Below are 16202 nucleotides of genomic sequence, written 5' to 3' on the forward strand. Positions count from 1 at the left end.
CAACATTCACCCTCATCGCCGCCCGCAAGGGCAGTACGCACGTGTGACCGACGCCGTAAAGCAGCGGGGCAGACATGGTGGGCGCAGGCGCAGGCGCAGGGCTCGTCCGCGACTTACACGCTGACTTCGGGATGTCCTTGGCGGCAGTTACCTGGCTGCGATCGGCCGCGCCTTCATCTCTCCGAGTGTCTTCGGCAGACCGCTCTCCTCGAAGCAACCGGCCGTGTCGGCAGCCCTGGGGGCGACCGAGTATGCCAGGCGGATGTTGTCCTTGCGGACGTCGTGGACCTGGCGGGGCGGATGTGTCGGGTGGGTAGGTGATGCCGCCGGCGGTCTTGGTGGAGGCAAGGCGTGTGTGGTCGCTGTAGATGGAGAAGGTCGGTGCAGGTGGTAGGCGGCGTCACCGACGGCTGCCAGACCCTTCTGACTGACCCGCAGATCGCCCTGACTGCCGTCGTCATCCGCGCTTCCGCCGAGGTCCGGCGCGACCCGATCCAACTCCATCTTCGTGGAGTGTGCTCAGCCGCCTGCGTCTTGAACTGCTCCCACTCGTCCCACGCCATGCGTGGGCCCCTCCCCGCTGTCGTCGCCGGTCATCGGTCGAACTGTTCGGCAAGCCAACGATTGCTTCCCCGCGAGGAGGTTTTGTGGTTGCAAAGATCCGCTCTCGGTGGCGCAGGGCACCCGGCGCGCCGGACGGATGTGAATCTTCTGCGCAGATGCCGGGACGCTTCTGCCTCGATTGACCGCGTTGTCGGTCTTCGTCAACTCCAGACTCGGTCACTTCGGGACAGCACTGCAACTGAACCGTCGCAGAGTTCAGTTGGCCGTGAATTGCACAGTGACTACAGTGGTCAGCGTTGGATCCGGGGGTGCGGGCGCTGCCCGGGCCCTCGGCAGCTGTACCAACGGGGAAACGGGGAAGGGGTCGCGGTGAGCGGCGGTAGCGGCTCGGGCATGAGGCGCGGCATCGATGCGCTGAAGGAGTTCAAGAGCCAACTCGACAAGGTGCTGGACGACTTCGACGGCGGGGAAGGGTCTTCGTCCAAGATCGCGCAGCAGCAGCTCAGTCGTTCGTCGTTCGGTGGTACCAACGCCCCGTTCGACGAGGCGGGTGATCTGCACAGCGCGTACGAGACCGTCCACTCGCGCCTCGTGCACCTTTCGCAGACCCTGGGTCTGCACATCCAGGCTCTGCAGCTCGCGTCGCATGCGTCCGATGCCACCTATGACATGACTGAGGACGAGGTCCGGCGCCGCTTCTACGAAATCCGCGCAAAGCTCGACGCGCAGTACCAAGAAGAAGCGAAGAAGGCTGGTAGCGGTGGCAAGTCCGCGGCGCCGCAGCCCGCACGCAGCAACAACAAGTCGACGGGGGCGGACTTCTCGTGAGCGACGACTGGCAGAAGCAAGCCAAGTACAAGTCCGATGTGGAGCAGGTCGACAAGACGGTCGACACTCAGGTCAAGCCCATCACCACGGCGCAGGACGTACTGGCGAACATGCCGTTCTTCGGTGGTATGCGCGTCAACCTCGTCGGATCGACGAACTTCGAGGACCACCGCCTCAACGACATGATCGACCTGGTCGAGCATGCCAACCCTGAACACCTCGAACTTACCAGCAAGGCGCTGTTCGATGCCGGCACAGCCATCCGTAAAGCCGCGACGGGGTTGAAGGATCAGACCAACATCGATTGGGAGGGCCAGGGCGCCGAGGCCTTCCGCGGTTGGACGCAGAAGCTGCTCGACTACACCCATCACCTTGCTATCTACGCCGATCAAGCCGGCACTCACCTCTCTGTGGCAGCCACAGGTCTCGCCTCCGCCCGCGTTTCCATGCCGCCCAGGGACACCCGGCCGGCCGACGAGCAGAAGAAGCCCACCGAGTTGCCGAAGGCCAAGCAGGTCGACAGCAACCCGGACTACGTGGCCGCGGTGAAGGCCGAGAAGAACCGGCAAGAGGCCATCAACCAGATGAACAGGTTGGCCTCGTACTACAAGGTCGCGGCGACGGACCTGAGTACGCTGAAGGAGCCGGAGCCGCTCAAGCCGATCACCGATGTCGGCGTTCCCGAGCCGCCTCCGAGGAGCGGTTATGACAGCTACCGGCGACCCGATTCGGCGTCGTCATCGTCACCCCAAACTTCCGTCCACGCAGATGTGCCGACGGGGCACCACTCGACGGCGGTTGTGCCGCACGGTGAAGATGGCGGAGGGCGTGTAGCGCCTTCCGGCGAGCCGCGAGGTCCAGTCACGAGTCACGGTCACGACGTCGGCACGGAGATCAATACGGTCGGCACCCTGCCCCCGGCACCCGCACCGCATGACACTCCGTCGCCGACCCTTCCAACGACAGGCGGAGGAGGCGGGCACACGCCTCCACTGACCACTGGCCCGGTGGCGCCTCCCATGGCGCCGTCGGTCGGACGTTCCACCGGTTACGGCCCGGCATCCCGGCTGCCCCTGTCCGCGCAAGGCCGTACGGGACCCTCAGGGACCTCAAGCGGCCGACTCCCGCAGGGCACTGGCCGAGTTCCGCAGGAGCCGGAGGGACAGCCCGGGCGTGCCACCGCCAGTGGGCGAGTGCCACAACAGGGTCCCTTGGGGCAGGCGGCCCGCGCCGCGGGACGCGCGGCTCCGACCGGTCAGTCGGGTATGAGGGGTGCGACCCAGGCGGGACGTTCGCCCCTCAGCCGTGGTGTCACCGGCGGCACCCCGAGGCCCGTCAATACGCCTAACGGGCGTACCGGAGCCAGCGGCCCCGCGCGCAACGGAGTCGTGGGCGGCAAACCCGTCATCGGTCGTTCGAGTGGTCCCGGCTCCAATCCGCGCATGCCACGCGGTACGGTCGTCGGCGCCGAGGGACCCGAGTCTTCCACTCCGATGAAGGGCACTGTCGGCCAGCGAGGGGTTGTGGGTTCACCTGCCGCCAAGGCGGAGCGGGGCAACGCTCAAGAGGTGCTGCGCTCTGCGGCCAACCCGGAAGGCGCGATCGGGGCGCCGCGCAACCCTGGTGCCTCGCCCACCCAGGGGTCTGCGGGCCACGGCGGCGACTCCGGACTCGGCCGTGGTGTTGTCGGTGACCGACGAGGCGCGGAGGGTGGGACCGGTCGCGCTGGCGAGTCGGCCGAGAAGCAACATCACCGCAAGAACCAGAAGCAGCGGCGCGACACGCCACAGAAGAGCGACTGAATCCGAACGAGGACGTACACAGGCATGAAGCCAGGGACCCGCCGACGCGGCATGAAGACTGCCCTCCTGTCGAGGCGCAATGCGACACGGCTGTCTGCTGTGTGTTCGGCACTCGGCGCGCTGGCTATCACGTCGGCAACGCTTGCTCCCGGAGCCGCCGCTCAGGACGTGCGGCAAAAGGAGTGGTACCTGGATGCGATGGGTGCCCAGGAGATGTGGAAGATCAGTACGGGCAAGGGCGTGAAGGTTGCAGTGATCGACAGCGGTGTCAATCCGGGAACACCCTCGCTCAAGGGCCAAGTGCTCGTCGACGAGGTGCCCAAGTCCGTGGCATATCACGTCACCCGGGACTACACAGGGCACGGCACCTCCATGGCCGAGATCATTGCAGGCACGGGTGTCGGCGGCGGTATCAAAGGCCTTGCTCCGGGAGCGAAGATCATTCCTTTCCGTATCGCGCTTACGGGGCTGAAGGGCGGCGCGGAGGAAAAGAAGAAGACACCCAGTGAAGCCGCAGTGATACGAGCAGCCGCGGACAGCGATGCCAAGATCATCAACATGTCCTACGGTGGTTTCACCCCCGACGACGACGTGAAGGCCGCCATGAAGTACGCGGCGTCCAAGGGCAAGCTGATGTTTGTTTCCATTGGTAACGACGGCGACGAGGGGAACACGCCGTCCTACCCTGCCATTTACCCTTACGCGATCGGTGTCGCCGCGCTCGACAAGAGCGGCACGGTGGCCAAGTTTTCCACCCATGGCGACTATGTGGACTTTGCGGCCCCGGGCCTGGGCATCCCCTCTTGGTGCGACAGCAAGTTCAGCGCCTACTGCGACACGGGGGGAACCAGCCCCTCATCCGCCATCGCCTCGGCCTCCGCCGCTCTGGTCTGGTCCGCTCACCCGAACTGGACGGGCAACCAGGTCGTCCGGACACTGATCGACACCGCTGGTCGCTCCTGGCCGAAGGACAAGCCCAGCACCTACCTCGGCTATGGCGGTATTCGACCTCGGCGAGTGCTGATCAACAAGGACATCAACCCGGGGCCGGCCAACGTCGATCCCTTGGCGTACGAGAACTACGACGGCACCGCGGCCAGCCCTACCCCCTCGGCCAAGACTCCGTCCACCAAGCCGACAAAGGATGCCGGTTCCTCCAGCGGCCCCACCTCGGCAGCCGCCGAGGACTCTGGCTCCGGCGGCAACACGCAGACTTGGGTGATCCTCGGCGCAGCAGCAGCCGTACTACTCGTCGGAGGCGCCGGTTTCGCCGTGCTGCGGGCACGTCGTAACGCCTGAGTGCTTTCCCCGCAAACCTGGTTGCTCGCCGAGCGGCCAGGGGTCCGCTTGCCATCAGTGCTGACACCCGAATCAGCGCCCGGCAAGGTCAGTTCACAAAGAAAGGCATGAAAATGGCGCAGCGCCAGAAGGTAAGTGACAAGGACATTATCGTCCTCGAAAAGGAGCTTCTGCACCGCTTCGAGGGCATCAAGGGCCAGCTGAAGGAACTCCAGGCCATCATCGACAGCCTCGAGGGCCACTGGAAGGGCATCGGCGCCGGCGCGTTCAACGCCAAGCAGACCGAGATCAACGAGCGCATGGTCCGCATCGGCAACATCCTGGCCAAGTTCATCGAGGCCATGACCAACACCCGGAAGATCAAGGACGGCACGGAGGACGAGGTCCGCGCCCAGGTCCAGAGCATCGACGTGGACCTCGGCGGCGCGCACTCGGCGCTGTCCAACCTCTGATCCCCACCCGGCCAGCCACAACTTCTGAGTAACGGAGCAATCATGGGCGTCAACAACAGCGGCGAGCTCGAGGTCACATACTCCGGTCTCGACGAGACCGCCACCCAGCTCGCCAACCACGCCAAGCGGCTCGAGGAGAGCCTCGAGGCCATCAAGCAGAAGGTCGCCGGCGTCGCCAGCATGTGGGAGGGCGAGGCCCACACCGCCTACGCCGAGCAGCAGGCGGCCTGGGACCGTGAGGCCAAGGGCATCCACGAGGCTCTGATGGCCATCGGCAAGGTCGTGCACGCGGCCGGCGGTGACTACCAGGGCGGCGACCGCAAGGCTGCGAGCTACTACATGTAGGGCTCGCATGCCGGGCTGACCGGCGGGCGGGTAGTACCGGGGTGGGCACGCACGGGAGGTGCCCACCCCGTGCCTTGCTGTGCACCCTGATCACCGCGCTGATCCCCCTACCGAATGCCGGTCCTGGAACGGCGTTACATCGTCCGCAGGCTGCTCTGCCGAGGACGGGCAGCATTCTCCGCTGCCCTAAGGGCTGTCCCGTAACTGCTGGTCACGGTGCGGAAACTGCGTGGCGGATAAGTTCGCGGTGCCGGTATCGTCCGCTCTCCCGTCCTGCCGCACCAGCGGCCTACGTTCAGAGAGCGATGCAGATGACCAGCCAGCAAGCAACGACGACCCTGTGGCGCCCCACCGGCCCCAAGGAGCTGGATCTGGTTCGGGGGCTGAACTGGCGTGCCTGGCCGCCCCGGCTGCCCGAGCAGCCGATCTTCTACCCGGTCCTCAACGAGGACTATGCGGTCAGGATCGCGCGGGACTGGAACGTGAAGCACGATGGCGCCGGCTTCGTCACTCGTTTTGAGGTCGAGTCGGAGTTCTTGAGCCGGTATCCCATCCAGCAGGCCGGTGGGCAGACGATCCTCGAGCTCTGGGTTCCGGCCGAGGAACTGGACGACTTCAACGCCCACATCGTCGGCGAGATCCAGGTGGTCCACGAGTTCCGCTGAGGCGGGGAGGCCTGCCGGCGGGGCACCATGCGGTGCGATGATCCCGGCGTGGCTGGTGTGATCACGGTGTCGGAGCCGTCCTGGATAGCCCCGTTCACCGGGCTGAGCCCGCGTGCCTTCGGGAAGCTGGTGACGGTGCTGAGGCGCGAAGGTGCGGACGCGGTCCGCAAAGGTCGGCCATGGGGCCTGCCCCTGGAGGACCGGGCCCTGCTGGTCGCCGCTTACTGGCGCACAAACCTGACGATGCGCCAGCTCGCTCCGCTGTTCGGGGTGTCCAAGTCGGCAGCAGACCGCATCATCGACCACCTCGGGCCGCTGCTCGCGCTCCAGCCCCGCAAGCGGTTCGCCAAGGACGCCGTGCTCATCGTGGACGGCACCCTGGTGCTAGCCAAGTTCTCCATCAGGAGTGACTATGTGGACTTCGCGGCCCCAGGTGTTCATTTTCCCGCCTGGTGCGACGGCAAATTCACCCAGTACTGCGACACGGACGGAACCAACCCCGCCACCGCCCTCGCCTCCGCGGCCCTCGGCCCGCGGTCGCACAGTGTGGGGCGGAAGGTGGTCAGGTATGTATGCGACCGAGCTCGTTGTGGAAGATCAGTTTTCCTTGTAACGGGGCAGCTGAGCCGGAAACGCACGTGGTTTTTGGCATTCACCCAATTCGTAGGCGCGCCTGGTGAGTTGGTAAGCGAAGTCAGTCACAGCTTGACGCAAAGAGGTCCCAGTAGACCTCGTGTCTCCGATCACGCGGGCTTCGGTGACGAGTGCATAGGACTCGGAAGCCGCGCCGGCTTTCACCCCCCGGGGAACGCAGGGGACGTAGACGGAAGCAGTGGCGTGGTGGTTTTCTAGTTGCGCCAGAGCTTCCACGTCCCCGGCGGATACGCGGAGAAGATTAGTGCCGGCATGGCTTCCGTAAAAGTCGATCCATGTCCGCTCAGAGGTGTCCTGGATCTTCGCTTCTCCGGACAGAATCGAATCGCCGCTTGTGTATATGCGACACGAGAAGGTATAACTTGTGCCTGAGCCGGTTTGGTGCGCGGCTTGGTCTGCTGACCTCGAGTCGGGAAGAGCTCGGATCACGGTCTCGCGGGCGACAGTGTCGTCGCACACTTTTTCGGCGAGCCTGTCAAGGCCTTTTGTGAACACCTGCTGGTATCCGAACCACCCTCCGCCTGTCAGCAGGCAGAGGGCGACGGCTCCGACGGTAATCTGTCTGGCGCTCTTGCTCATCGGGACTGCTTTCGTCAATGGCTTTCCGGTCAGGCGCTGGGGCGCTTTTCGACGTCTTCCATGATGCCGTCGCTGTCACGCCAGCCGTCGTTTGCAGCATTGCGCACAAGGTCAAGAGTGCCATCCACGGGAAGGCTCGAGTGATGCTTCTTCATGGCCTCTTGCGCTGCCCACTGTGCCTGCTGGTTGACAGAATCCTGCATCGCGTTGAGATCCTTGCCGGTTCGGTACAGCGAGGCGTCCAGCATGCCGTCCTGTTGCCTCCCGTCGTACATGGAGTCGACTGCGATGCTTGCGATCTGGCCGAAGAAGCCACCTCCTGCTCCGGCTCCCATTTCTGCGAATCGCCCCTCCGGGCACAGCGCCACGGCCCCCATGCCGACACCTCCCGCGAGAATCGCTTTGAAGAACTCACCTTGCTGCGCCATTGCGTCGTTTTCTTGCTTCTCCATTTCGAGAGAAGAGGCGACATCGGAATCGGCGACTGCACGGCCTACGATTCCTTCAATCATTCCGGAGTTGTATGCGATGTCATGAATGACTTGCGTCTGGCTTCCATGGAACAGTGAAGGATTGGCCATATGGGCCTCGAGGAGGCTGTCCGTGTAGATGCTCTCGCCGTAGCGGATTGCGGCTCGGCCACCCGCGTCGTTCGATACCTGTGTCAGGAATCGAACAACGTCGGTCTTGTCGAGACCGGAGGGGCTGTCGCTGGTCGTCAGGAAGATTTTCTCCGAGTTGGGTCCACCCAGCTCACGGCTTATTTCGGGCATGTAAGCCGCAGCCATGTGTCCGAAGCTCGCGCCCATGGCCTTGGTCACGAGGCTTCCGCCGCCGTCGGGGTCGGCAACTGCCGCCATGATGTTGGCCATGATCTTGACTTGCGTGCTGCTGTGCGGAGGGGTCGAGTTCAGTTCCCCGGTCCCGAGTCCGGTCACGGCTGCTTCCAGGGCATGTCCCAGAGACGTGCCTCGGTCCGTGTAGCGTGTCGTGTTGAGCATGTGGTCAAGGTCCGCCTTGGACTCGAAGGCGTGAGTGGCGGCCTCGGGGTTGTGGGAGAGGGCGTCGAAGAGCCCATCCAGCGGGTCGCGTCCGTTCCCGCTACCGAAGACCAAGTCGATGTGGTCGTAGCCCTTCACCCAGAGCGCGTCGGTGTTGGAGTCGCCGGCACCCCTGTCCTGCTTGAACAGTCTGGTCCGGTAGTCGTCGAGGAACTCGGTGTCGAACTTCCCCTGCCGCATCAGGCTGCTCATCACCTGGGAGCCGAGCGCACCGATGGGATTCAGCTGGGACGGAACCTTGGAATCGGGATGGAAGCTTGTGTTCATCTCCTTGAGGAGGTCGGACTTCCAGGCCTTCATGTCATCTGAATCCGAGAACGATGCCGTCGCCAGCGTCATGCTCAGGTTCTTCTGCAACTCCTCCATGCTCTTGAGTTCGGAACCCCGGGCGCCGGTGTGGGCGTCTACCATGTCCGTCCAGAACTGGAGCGTTCCCTTGCCACCCAAACCCTCGGCGAACCGTTCAGAGAACAGCGAGTCGTCGTGGTACTTCTCCAGGTACCGGTTGAAGTCGGCGATGTCCTTGGCGGACATCTTGTCCGGGTGCTTGGCCATCTTCGCCAGCTTGTCCGCGGCCTCGACGGCGTCGGCGGCGGTGTCGCGGTCCTTGTAGGCGGCGTCGGAGAAGCCGTACTTGGTCTGGTCGACGAGGAGCCTGAGTACCCTGGCGGCACTGTTGTCGCTCTCGGTGGCCTTGCTTAGGATGCGCTGGATCTCGTCGCGGAGGTCGTCGACGTCCTGCTGATCAGTTGCGCTCGTCTGGCCGCTGGGATCTGAGGCCCAGTCCGGGCGCGTGTTGCCGGTGACGGAGAATGTGCCGTGGCCGGTGTCGATGACTGTGAGGCTCTTCTTGTCGCCGCGTGCGATGGCCTCGGTCAACTGCGCGCGGTAGCCGACGAGTTCGTCGCGCGTGTCCTTGAGGATGTTGGTGATGGTTTCAGCCTGGGTGTGGGCGTCCGCGAATTCCTGGGCGGTCTTGTCGATGAATTCGCGACTCACCTTGGCGTTGACGCCGTTCCAGCTTGCTTTGTCCGCCTTGCCCTTGAGGTTCTTCTGCGCATCCTCTTTCAGCGTCGCCAGTTTCTTGGTCATCTCCTCCCAGTCGGTGATGGCCTCACCGAGCTGCGAGAAGTTGCCGTGGCGCAATGCGTCGAGATCCATCGCCGTCAGCCGTCCTTCCGCTCGTCGAAGCCTTTGTCCAGCTGGGAGATGCTGCTGAGAGTCCCGCCGATGTAGGAATCGTCGGCGGCGTGCTGGTTCTTGGTGTAGCGCATGTGGTTGGAGATATGAGCGCAGGCATCGAGAAGGGTCTGCACCTGGTCGACCCAGTGCTCGGCGACATGGTCGAGGGCGGAGCCCAGAGCGAAGCCCTGGCTCTTCAGGCCTCCGGCTGCCTGTATGGAGGCGATCCGGGCGTGATCGCTGTACCGTCCGAACTCCTGAAACAGTTCGTGAGCCGCAGACCCGATCGCGGCCAGGTCCGTCTGGTGAACGGTGAGGTCACCGCGAGTGCTCCCACCGCCTCCTCCTCCGGCCGGGGCCAACTGGTTCAGCTGCATGTGCGTTGACGGGGCCTTCGCGGCCTCTGATTTCAATTGTTCCCACTCGTCCCACGCCATGCGCGGTTCCTCCCCGATGTCCCCGTGCCCCGCGCAGTGGCGGGGATTTCGTCAAGCTACTGACAGTCCACGTTGCTCAGTACTCCACATCCACCAACCCGGTCTGAACCAACGGCTTCCCCCGCTTGCGGGACACGAAGACGCCGCGGCCGGCGGGCATCGGGCGGGGGCGGACGCCGTTGAGGATGTCGCCCTCTGCGGGGTCGCCGGCGAGGACCAGGCCCTGGGCGCCAAGTTCCTTCATGCGCTGCATGAACGGCTCGTAGGAGGCGCGGCCCGCGCCCGCCGAGGAGCGGGCGATGATGAAGCGGACACCGACGTCGCGGGCGAAGGGCAGCATCTCGGTGATGCCGCTGAGCGGGTTGCCGCTGGAGGTGGAGACGAGGTCGTAGTCGTCGATGACGACGAACACCTGCGGGCCCCGCCACCAGCTCCGGTCCCGCAGCTGCTGCGGGGTGACGTCGGCCGTCGGGGTGCGGCGCTGCATGAGGTCGGCCAGCGCCGTCATGTGATGGTCCATCTGGCTGGACATCGGGATGTATTCGGCCAGGTGCGAGGCCGGGGTGATGTCCAGCAGGGAGCGGCGGTTGTCGACGACGAAGAACTTCGCCTCGTCGCCGCTGTACCGCAGCGTGAGCTGCTTGATCAGCAGCCGCAGCAGGTTGGACTTGCCGGACTCGCTCTCGCCGAAGACGAGGAAGAACGGGTCCTGCTCGAAGTCCAGGAACACCGGCTCGAGGTTGTCCTCGTCCAGCGCGAAGGAGATGCCCCGCTTCGGGAACCGGTCGCCCGGCGGCAGCTCCACGGCCTCCAGCTGGCGCGGCAGCAGCCGTACCTTCGGCGCTCCCGGCGCCTGCCAGTGCCGGCCGACCTCGGTGGTCAGCGCGGCCGTGGCCTCGGCCAGGTCGGTGTCGGAGGTCAGGCCGTCGATGCGCGGGACAGCCGCCATGAAGTGCAGCTTCTGCGGGGAGAGACCGCGGCCCGGGACGCCGGCGGGGACGTTCGCCGCCACCTTGCGGTCGATCTCCGAGTCCATGACGTCACCCAGGCGCAGCTCCAGGCGGTTCATCAGGTGGTCCTTGAGGTTCGCGCGGACCTCCATCGAGCGCGACGCCGTGATGACCACGTGGATGCCGTAGCCCAGACCGCGGGCGGCGATGTCCAGGACCGCCGGCTCCAGACCCTCGTAGTCCGAACGGAAGTTGCCCCAGCCGTCGATGACGAGGAAGACGTCGCCCCAGGGCTGGTCGGTGACGGAGATGTCGCCGCGCGCCCGGCGGGCCCGGAAGTCGGCGATGGAGGCGATGCCGGCCGACCGGAAGTACTCCTCGCGGCGGGTCATCACGCCGTACACCTCGGAGACCGTACGGCGCACCCGCTCGGGGTCCAGGCGGGAGGCGATGCCACCCACGTGCGGCAGGCCGTCCACCGCGGCCATGCCGCCGCCACCGAAGTCCAGGCCGTAGATCTGCACCTCGTGCGGCGTGTGCGTGAGTGCGAAGGAGCAGATCAGGGACCGCAGGAAGGTGGACTTGCCGGACTGCGGACCGCCGATGACCTGCATGTGGCCCGCGGCGCCCGAGAAGTCGAGCAGCAGACGGTCGCGGCGCTGCTCGTACGGCTTGTCGACCAGGCCGACCGGTACGACCAGCCGGCCGGCGCCCTCGTAGCCCGGCTGGGTCAGGCCGCGGCCCTGCACCGCCGCGAGGCCCGGCAGCAGCGCGTCCAGGGAGGGCGGGCTCTCCAGCGGCGGCAGCCACACCTGGTGGGCCGCCGGGCCCTGCGCCTCGAGCCGGCGCACGATCACGTCGAGAACCGTGTCGGCCAGCGCGTCGTCCACCTGGTGCGCGGGCTCCTGGCGCTGCTGCGGTACGGCGGTGTACTGCACCGGCACCTCCGCCGCCGTGAACAGCACGGGCCGGCGGTCCACGGGCAGCGGCCCGCCCGCGACGGCCACCCGCTGCGAACCCGAGCGGTAGACGCCGGAGACGTACGCCGCCTTGAAGCGGACCATTTCGTCCGTGCCGAACTTCAGGAAGCCGGAGCCGGGAACGTTGGGCAGTTCGTACGCGTCGGGGACGCCCAGAGCCGCGCGCGACTCGGCCGCGGAGAAGGTGCGCAGACCGATCCGGTAGGAGAGGTACGTCTCCAGGCCGCGCAGCCGGCCCTCCTCCAGGCGCTGCGAGGCCAGCAGCAGGTGCACGCCGAGCGACCGGCCGATGCGGCCGATCTGCACGAACATCTCGATGAAGTCCGGCTTCGCGGTCAGCAGTTCGCTGAACTCGTCGATCACCAGAACGAGGGAGGGGATCGGCTGGAGCGGGGCGCCCGCCGCGCGCGCCTTCTCGTAGTCGTGGATGTTGGCGTAGTTGCCCGCGTCGCGCAGCATCTCCTGGCGCCGGTTGAGCTCACCGCGGATCGAGTCGCCCATGCGGTCGACCAGGGTGAGGTCGTCGGCCAGGTTGGTGATCACGGCCGCGACGTGCGGCATCTGGGCCATGCCGGCGAAGGTCGCGCCGCCCTTGAAGTCCGCGAGGACGAAGTTGAGGGTCTCGGAGGAGTGCGTGACCGCGAGGCCCAGCACCAGGGTGCGCAGCAGCTCCGACTTGCCGGAACCGGTGGCGCCGACGCACAGACCGTGCGGGCCCATGCCCTCCTGGGCGGCCTCCTTGAGGTCCAGCATCACGGGACGGCCGTCCTCGCCGAGGCCGATCGGCACCCGCAGCCGCTCCGCCAGGGCACGCGGCCGCCAGGTCCGCTTGGTGTCCACGGAGGCCGCGTCGCCGAGGCCCAGCAGATCGGTGAACTCCAGGTTGGCGAGCAGCGGTTCGTCGTCGTCACCGCCCGACGCCATGCGCAGCGGCGCCAGTTGCCGGGCCAGCGCCTCCGCCGACTCCTGCGACAGCGCGTCGGGGACGCCCTCGTAGACCTCGCCGTGCCCGGACTCCAGCTGCAGGGAGCCCGGCTGCACGACGACGGACAGGTCACCGCCCGCGCCGGTCAGCTCGCCCGGCACCACCTCGACCACGGTGACTCCCTGCAGGCCTTCCGGGTTGGCGAGCACGGAGTCGGGCAGCAGCGACAGGTCGTCCAGGACCAGTACGATGTGCGGCTCGTCCAGCAGTGGTGCCGCCCCGGGGTGGAAGCGCGGCCGGCCGGACAGCCGGGAGGCCAGCAGGTCCTCCAGCTCACGGGGGTCGGTGCCGATCAGCCGGCGGGTGCCCGCGCCGTCCAGGGCACCGGGCGCCTGCACATGCGGCAGCCACTTCGCCCAGTCCCAGTGCGGCAGTGCCTCCCGGCCCGCGGCCACCGCGATGATCAGGTCCTCGGGGGAGTGCAGCGAGGCGAGCGAGCCGACCAGGGCCCGCGCCGAGGCCCGTACCGACTGCGGCTCACCGCTGACGGTGACGTGGTAGAAGGCGCGCAGCGAGACCGCCATCGGCAGATCGCTGAGCATGCTGTGGGTGGCGAGGAACCGCTGCATCGCGCCCGCGGTCAGCGGCTCGAGCTGCTCCACCGGACCGGTCTCCGGCGGGACCAGGGGCGTGGCCAGCGGCTGCGGGCCGAGTCCGATGCGCACGTGGGCGAAGTCCTCGTCGCCCGGCCGCCGTTCCCACACCCGGCTGCCCTCGGCGACCAGGGCCCACAGCTGTTCGGGGGAGGGGTGCAGGTAGTACTGCGCGTCGCGCTGCGCCTTCGCCGTGTCCACCGCCGACTTGCGGGTCTGCGACAGGTAGCTGAGGTAGTCGCGCCGCATGTCGGCCAGCTGGCCCTGGGAGCCGCGGCGGAAGCGGACCACCATCGCGATGGACATGGCCACCGTCGAGGCGATCATGATCATGCCCATGATCTTCATGAACGGCTGACCGTTCGTGAAGAAGAACACCACCGAGCCGCCCATGCCCAGCGTGGGCAGCAGCTGCATCAGCACGCTCTCCTGGTGCCCCCGAGGCAGCTCGGGCGGCGGCTGGACAGCGACCTCTTCCGTGGGCACTTCGGACGGAAGCGCCCGTGGGGGGCGCTTGACGACAATCTGGCTCACAGCTCACCAATTCCCTTGCCCGACCCAGGCGTTCCGCCCACCGCCCCGTGTCCGGCGAGCGCAGGCCGCCGCGTGATCCTACTGAGTTCACGCGACACGGGTGAGCGGTAGGGTGCCGGATGTTCGCGTGAGCACACGCCGAGCAGGCTGGACACACCGGGACAACTCGCCTCAAGGCGGCGGGGAACGGCCCCGGAATCCCGCCGTACGGCACCGTCGCCACCGCCGTCGTGGAGGGCGCGGAGTGCACCGGCACGAGACCTTCACGAAGTGGACGCACCGCCATCACCGAGCCACAAGTCACGAAGCAGACGCACCACCACCGAGTCACGACGCACCACCACCACTGAGTCACGAAGCAGACGCACCACCACCACTGAGGGGGAGCAGCAGGTGAGCATGACGGCCACCGCCACCGGCGGACCCGGGACGGGAGCCCCTTCCGGATCCGGCACGGGACTCGGCTTCTGCCGGGTCACCATCGTCGCGCCGGACAGCCGTATCGACGTGGCACTGCCCGACGACGTCCCGGTCGCCGACCTCTACCCGGAGATCCTCCGGCTGTCCCAGCAGAGCCCCGAGGCGGGCGCCCCGGTCGGCTACCACCTCGTCCGCACCGACGGCACCGTGCTGGACAGTTCGCGCTCGTTCGCCGCCCAGCGCATTCTCGACGGCGAACTGCTCACTCTGCGGCCGTTCGCGGAGTCCCTGCCGCCTGCCGTCTTCGACGACGTCGCCGAGGCCGTCGCGTCCGCCGTCACCAAGCAGCACACGCTGTGGAGCGGCGAACTGACCCGAGCCGCGGGCCTCGTCGGCGGCGGGGTACTGCCTGCCCTCCTCGCGTTCGTCGCCTGGACCGCCGATCCGCGCCACGACATGAACGGCCTGGCCGGCATCCTCGCCGCCGTCACCGGCATCCTCCTGGTCGTCCTGTCCGCGATCCGGGCCCGCGTCTACGACGACCGTGCCTCGGCCGTCGCCCTCGGCCTCGGCGCCCTGCCCAACGTGGGCGTCGCGGGCAGCGGGCTGCTGCCCCTGACGGGCGGTCAGGGCATCGGCAGACTGCAGTTCCTGCTGGCGTGCGCGGCCGTGCTCGTCGCGGCGCTGATCCTCGCCCTGTGCTCCCCGCACGGCGACGGCCCGTTCGTCGCCTTCGTGTTCGCCTCAGCCGTCGCCCTGGTCGTCGTCTTCGTCGCGACCCTGGTGCACTGGTCCCCGACCGAGATGGCCGGCCTGTGCGCCCCGGTCGCCGTCGGCGGGCTCGCCTTCCTGCCGGGGATGTCCATGCGGTTCGCCCGGCTGCCGATCGGCTTCGAGTCCACGACCAGTGCCCCCCATACCGCCTACGGCACCGAGGCCGTGCAGGAGCCCGTGGACATCGAGCGCATCGAGGCTCAGGCACGGCGCGGCCACGAACTCCTCGTCGGCCTCGTCGGCGGCTGCGCGCTGCTCGTGGTCGGCTCGGCGGCGGTGCTCGGCTTCTCCGACGACATCTGGGCCCAGCTGCTGGCCTTCGCGGCCGGTGTGGCGATGCTGATGCGGGCCGGTCTCTTCCGCTACACCGCCCAGGTGGCCTCCGTGCTGGCGGCGGGCCTCGGCGCGCTGGTCCTGCTGGGCCTCGGCCTCGCGCTCAACCCGCCGGAGTCGGTGATGCGCGCCGCGCTGGCCGGTGACCGGACCGACCTGGACATCCGCACCATCTGGCTGATCGCGGTCATCGCCGCCGCCACCGCCCTGGTGACGGCCCTGGGCCTGCTCCTCTCGCGCGGCGGCCTGACCCCGTTCTGGGGCCGCTTCCTGGAGATCAGCGAGGGCTTCGTCCTGCTCACGCTGATCCCGCTCACCCTGGCCGTCTTCGACGTGTACGCCACGGCCCGGGCGATGACCAGCAAATAGCCGCCCGCACTCATGAAGCCGGGGAGGACCAGGCGGTCCTCCCCGGCTGTCGTCACTCCGCCGCGACCCCGCCGTCGTGCGGCATCGGCGTCAGATCGAACTCCCCGTCCCGCGCGCCCAGCACGAAGGCCCGCCACTCCGCCTCCGTGTAGCGCAGCACGGTGCCGTGGTCGAGGGAGGAGCGCATCGCCACCGCCCCGTCCGGGAGGTACGCGATCTCGACCCGCTCCTCGTGCTCCTCCGTGCCCGGCGCGCAGTGCCACTCGACGTCCGAGATGTCGAGCGCGTACAACTCGTCCCGCTCCCGCTCCTTGCGCGCTTTGAGTTCCTTGTCATCGGCGTCGGTCATCGCGGCTGTGGTCCTTCCCTCTGGGCCGGCGATCTGCGCAGTCACCC

General features: G+C 67.3%; 12 protein-coding genes and 1 pseudogene. 8 read left to right on the plus strand and 5 right to left on the minus strand.

The genetic code is table 11. The features are described from left to right. Positions 1-933 precede the first annotated feature (933 nt). From ACZ404_RS28225 to ACZ404_RS28255, 7 genes and pseudogenes are all read left to right on the plus strand, one after another. Complete coding sequence (locus ACZ404_RS28225; RefSeq protein ID WP_468444611.1) at positions 934-1392, plus strand: hypothetical protein; 459 nt, start codon at positions 934-936, stop codon at positions 1390-1392. Beyond that, entirely contained in the window at positions 1389-3194 is a 1806-nt protein-coding gene (locus tag ACZ404_RS28230; protein ID WP_468444612.1) for a WXG100 family type VII secretion target, read from the plus strand. Before ACZ404_RS28225 ends, ACZ404_RS28230 begins: the two co-directional genes overlap by 4 nt. Positions 3195-3245: 51 nt before the next feature. Beyond that, positions 3246-4493: a S8 family serine peptidase gene (locus tag ACZ404_RS28235; RefSeq protein ID WP_468444614.1), complete on the plus strand. Its 1248-nt coding sequence runs from the start codon at positions 3246-3248 to the stop codon at positions 4491-4493. Positions 4494-4606: 113 nt separating this feature from the next. Beyond that, positions 4607-4945, plus strand: a complete 339-nt coding sequence (locus ACZ404_RS28240; RefSeq protein WP_468444616.1) for a WXG100 family type VII secretion target — start codon at positions 4607-4609, stop codon at positions 4943-4945. Between the two features lie 42 nt (positions 4946-4987). Then, positions 4988-5290 (plus strand): WXG100 family type VII secretion target, encoded by a 303-nt coding sequence (locus tag ACZ404_RS28245; RefSeq protein ID WP_468444618.1) that lies wholly within the window; start codon positions 4988-4990, stop codon positions 5288-5290. A gap of 311 nt (positions 5291-5601) precedes the next feature. Next, positions 5602-5955, plus strand: coding sequence for a hypothetical protein (locus tag ACZ404_RS28250; RefSeq protein WP_468444657.1), 354 nt, complete (start codon positions 5602-5604; stop codon positions 5953-5955). Between the two features lie 48 nt (positions 5956-6003). Continuing rightward, positions 6004-6339 (plus strand): annotated as a pseudogene (locus ACZ404_RS28255) (transposase family protein); the annotation flags it as partial. 213 nt (positions 6340-6552) lie between these two features. Here the strand turns inward: ACZ404_RS28255 and ACZ404_RS28260 are convergent. From ACZ404_RS28260 to eccCa, 4 genes are all read right to left on the minus strand, one after another. Further along, complete coding sequence (locus ACZ404_RS28260; RefSeq protein ID WP_468444661.1) at positions 6553-7188, minus strand: hypothetical protein; 636 nt, start codon at positions 7186-7188, stop codon at positions 6553-6555. A gap of 29 nt (positions 7189-7217) precedes the next feature. After that, positions 7218-9410, minus strand: coding sequence for a hypothetical protein (locus tag ACZ404_RS28265; protein WP_468444620.1), 2193 nt, complete (start codon positions 9408-9410; stop codon positions 7218-7220). A 5-nt stretch (positions 9411-9415) separates the two neighbouring features. After that, positions 9416-9868 (minus strand): hypothetical protein, encoded by a 453-nt coding sequence (locus ACZ404_RS28270; RefSeq protein ID WP_468444622.1) that lies wholly within the window; start codon positions 9866-9868, stop codon positions 9416-9418. A gap of 76 nt (positions 9869-9944) precedes the next feature. Further along, complete coding sequence (gene eccCa, locus ACZ404_RS28275) at positions 9945-13910, minus strand: type VII secretion protein EccCa (RefSeq protein WP_468444624.1); 3966 nt, start codon at positions 13908-13910, stop codon at positions 9945-9947. A 399-nt stretch (positions 13911-14309) separates the two neighbouring features. Here eccCa and eccD point away from each other — a divergent pair, with 399 nt between their 5' ends. After that, positions 14310-15806, plus strand: coding sequence for a type VII secretion integral membrane protein EccD (eccD, locus tag ACZ404_RS28280; protein WP_468444659.1), 1497 nt, complete (start codon positions 14310-14312; stop codon positions 15804-15806). Positions 15807-15858: 52 nt separating this feature from the next. Here the strand turns inward: eccD and ACZ404_RS28285 are convergent, their stop codons facing one another. Next, positions 15859-16155 carry a DUF397 domain-containing protein gene (locus ACZ404_RS28285; protein WP_468444626.1) on the minus strand — a complete coding sequence of 99 codons (297 nt, stop codon included), beginning with the start codon at positions 16153-16155 and terminating at the stop codon, positions 15859-15861. Positions 16156-16202 lie beyond the last annotated feature (47 nt).

The sequence above is a fragment of the Streptomyces sp. NPDC030798 genome, from assembly GCF_055572275.1.

What these genes read in the sequence shown, in the direction of transcription:
- ACZ404_RS28250 (WP_468444657.1), top strand. Translation starts at nt 5,602, where the DNA reads ATGACCAGCCAGCAAGCAACGACGACCCTGTGGCGCCCCACCGGCCCC.
- eccD (WP_468444659.1), top strand. Translation starts at nt 14,310, where the DNA reads ATGACGGCCACCGCCACCGGCGGACCCGGGACGGGAGCCCCTTCCGGA.
- ACZ404_RS28270 (WP_468444622.1), bottom strand. Translation starts at nt 9,868, where the DNA reads ATGGCGTGGGACGAGTGGGAACAATTGAAATCAGAGGCCGCGAAGGCC.
- ACZ404_RS28285 (WP_468444626.1), bottom strand. Translation starts at nt 16,155, where the DNA reads ATGACCGACGCCGATGACAAGGAACTCAAAGCGCGCAAGGAGCGGGAG.
- ACZ404_RS28265 (WP_468444620.1), bottom strand. Translation starts at nt 9,410, where the DNA reads ATGGATCTCGACGCATTGCGCCACGGCAACTTCTCGCAGCTCGGTGAG.
- ACZ404_RS28260 (WP_468444661.1), bottom strand. Translation starts at nt 7,188, where the DNA reads ATGAGCAAGAGCGCCAGACAGATTACCGTCGGAGCCGTCGCCCTCTGC.
- ACZ404_RS28245 (WP_468444618.1), top strand. Translation starts at nt 4,988, where the DNA reads ATGGGCGTCAACAACAGCGGCGAGCTCGAGGTCACATACTCCGGTCTC.
- ACZ404_RS28240 (WP_468444616.1), top strand. Translation starts at nt 4,607, where the DNA reads ATGGCGCAGCGCCAGAAGGTAAGTGACAAGGACATTATCGTCCTCGAA.
- ACZ404_RS28235 (WP_468444614.1), top strand. Translation starts at nt 3,246, where the DNA reads ATGAAGACTGCCCTCCTGTCGAGGCGCAATGCGACACGGCTGTCTGCT.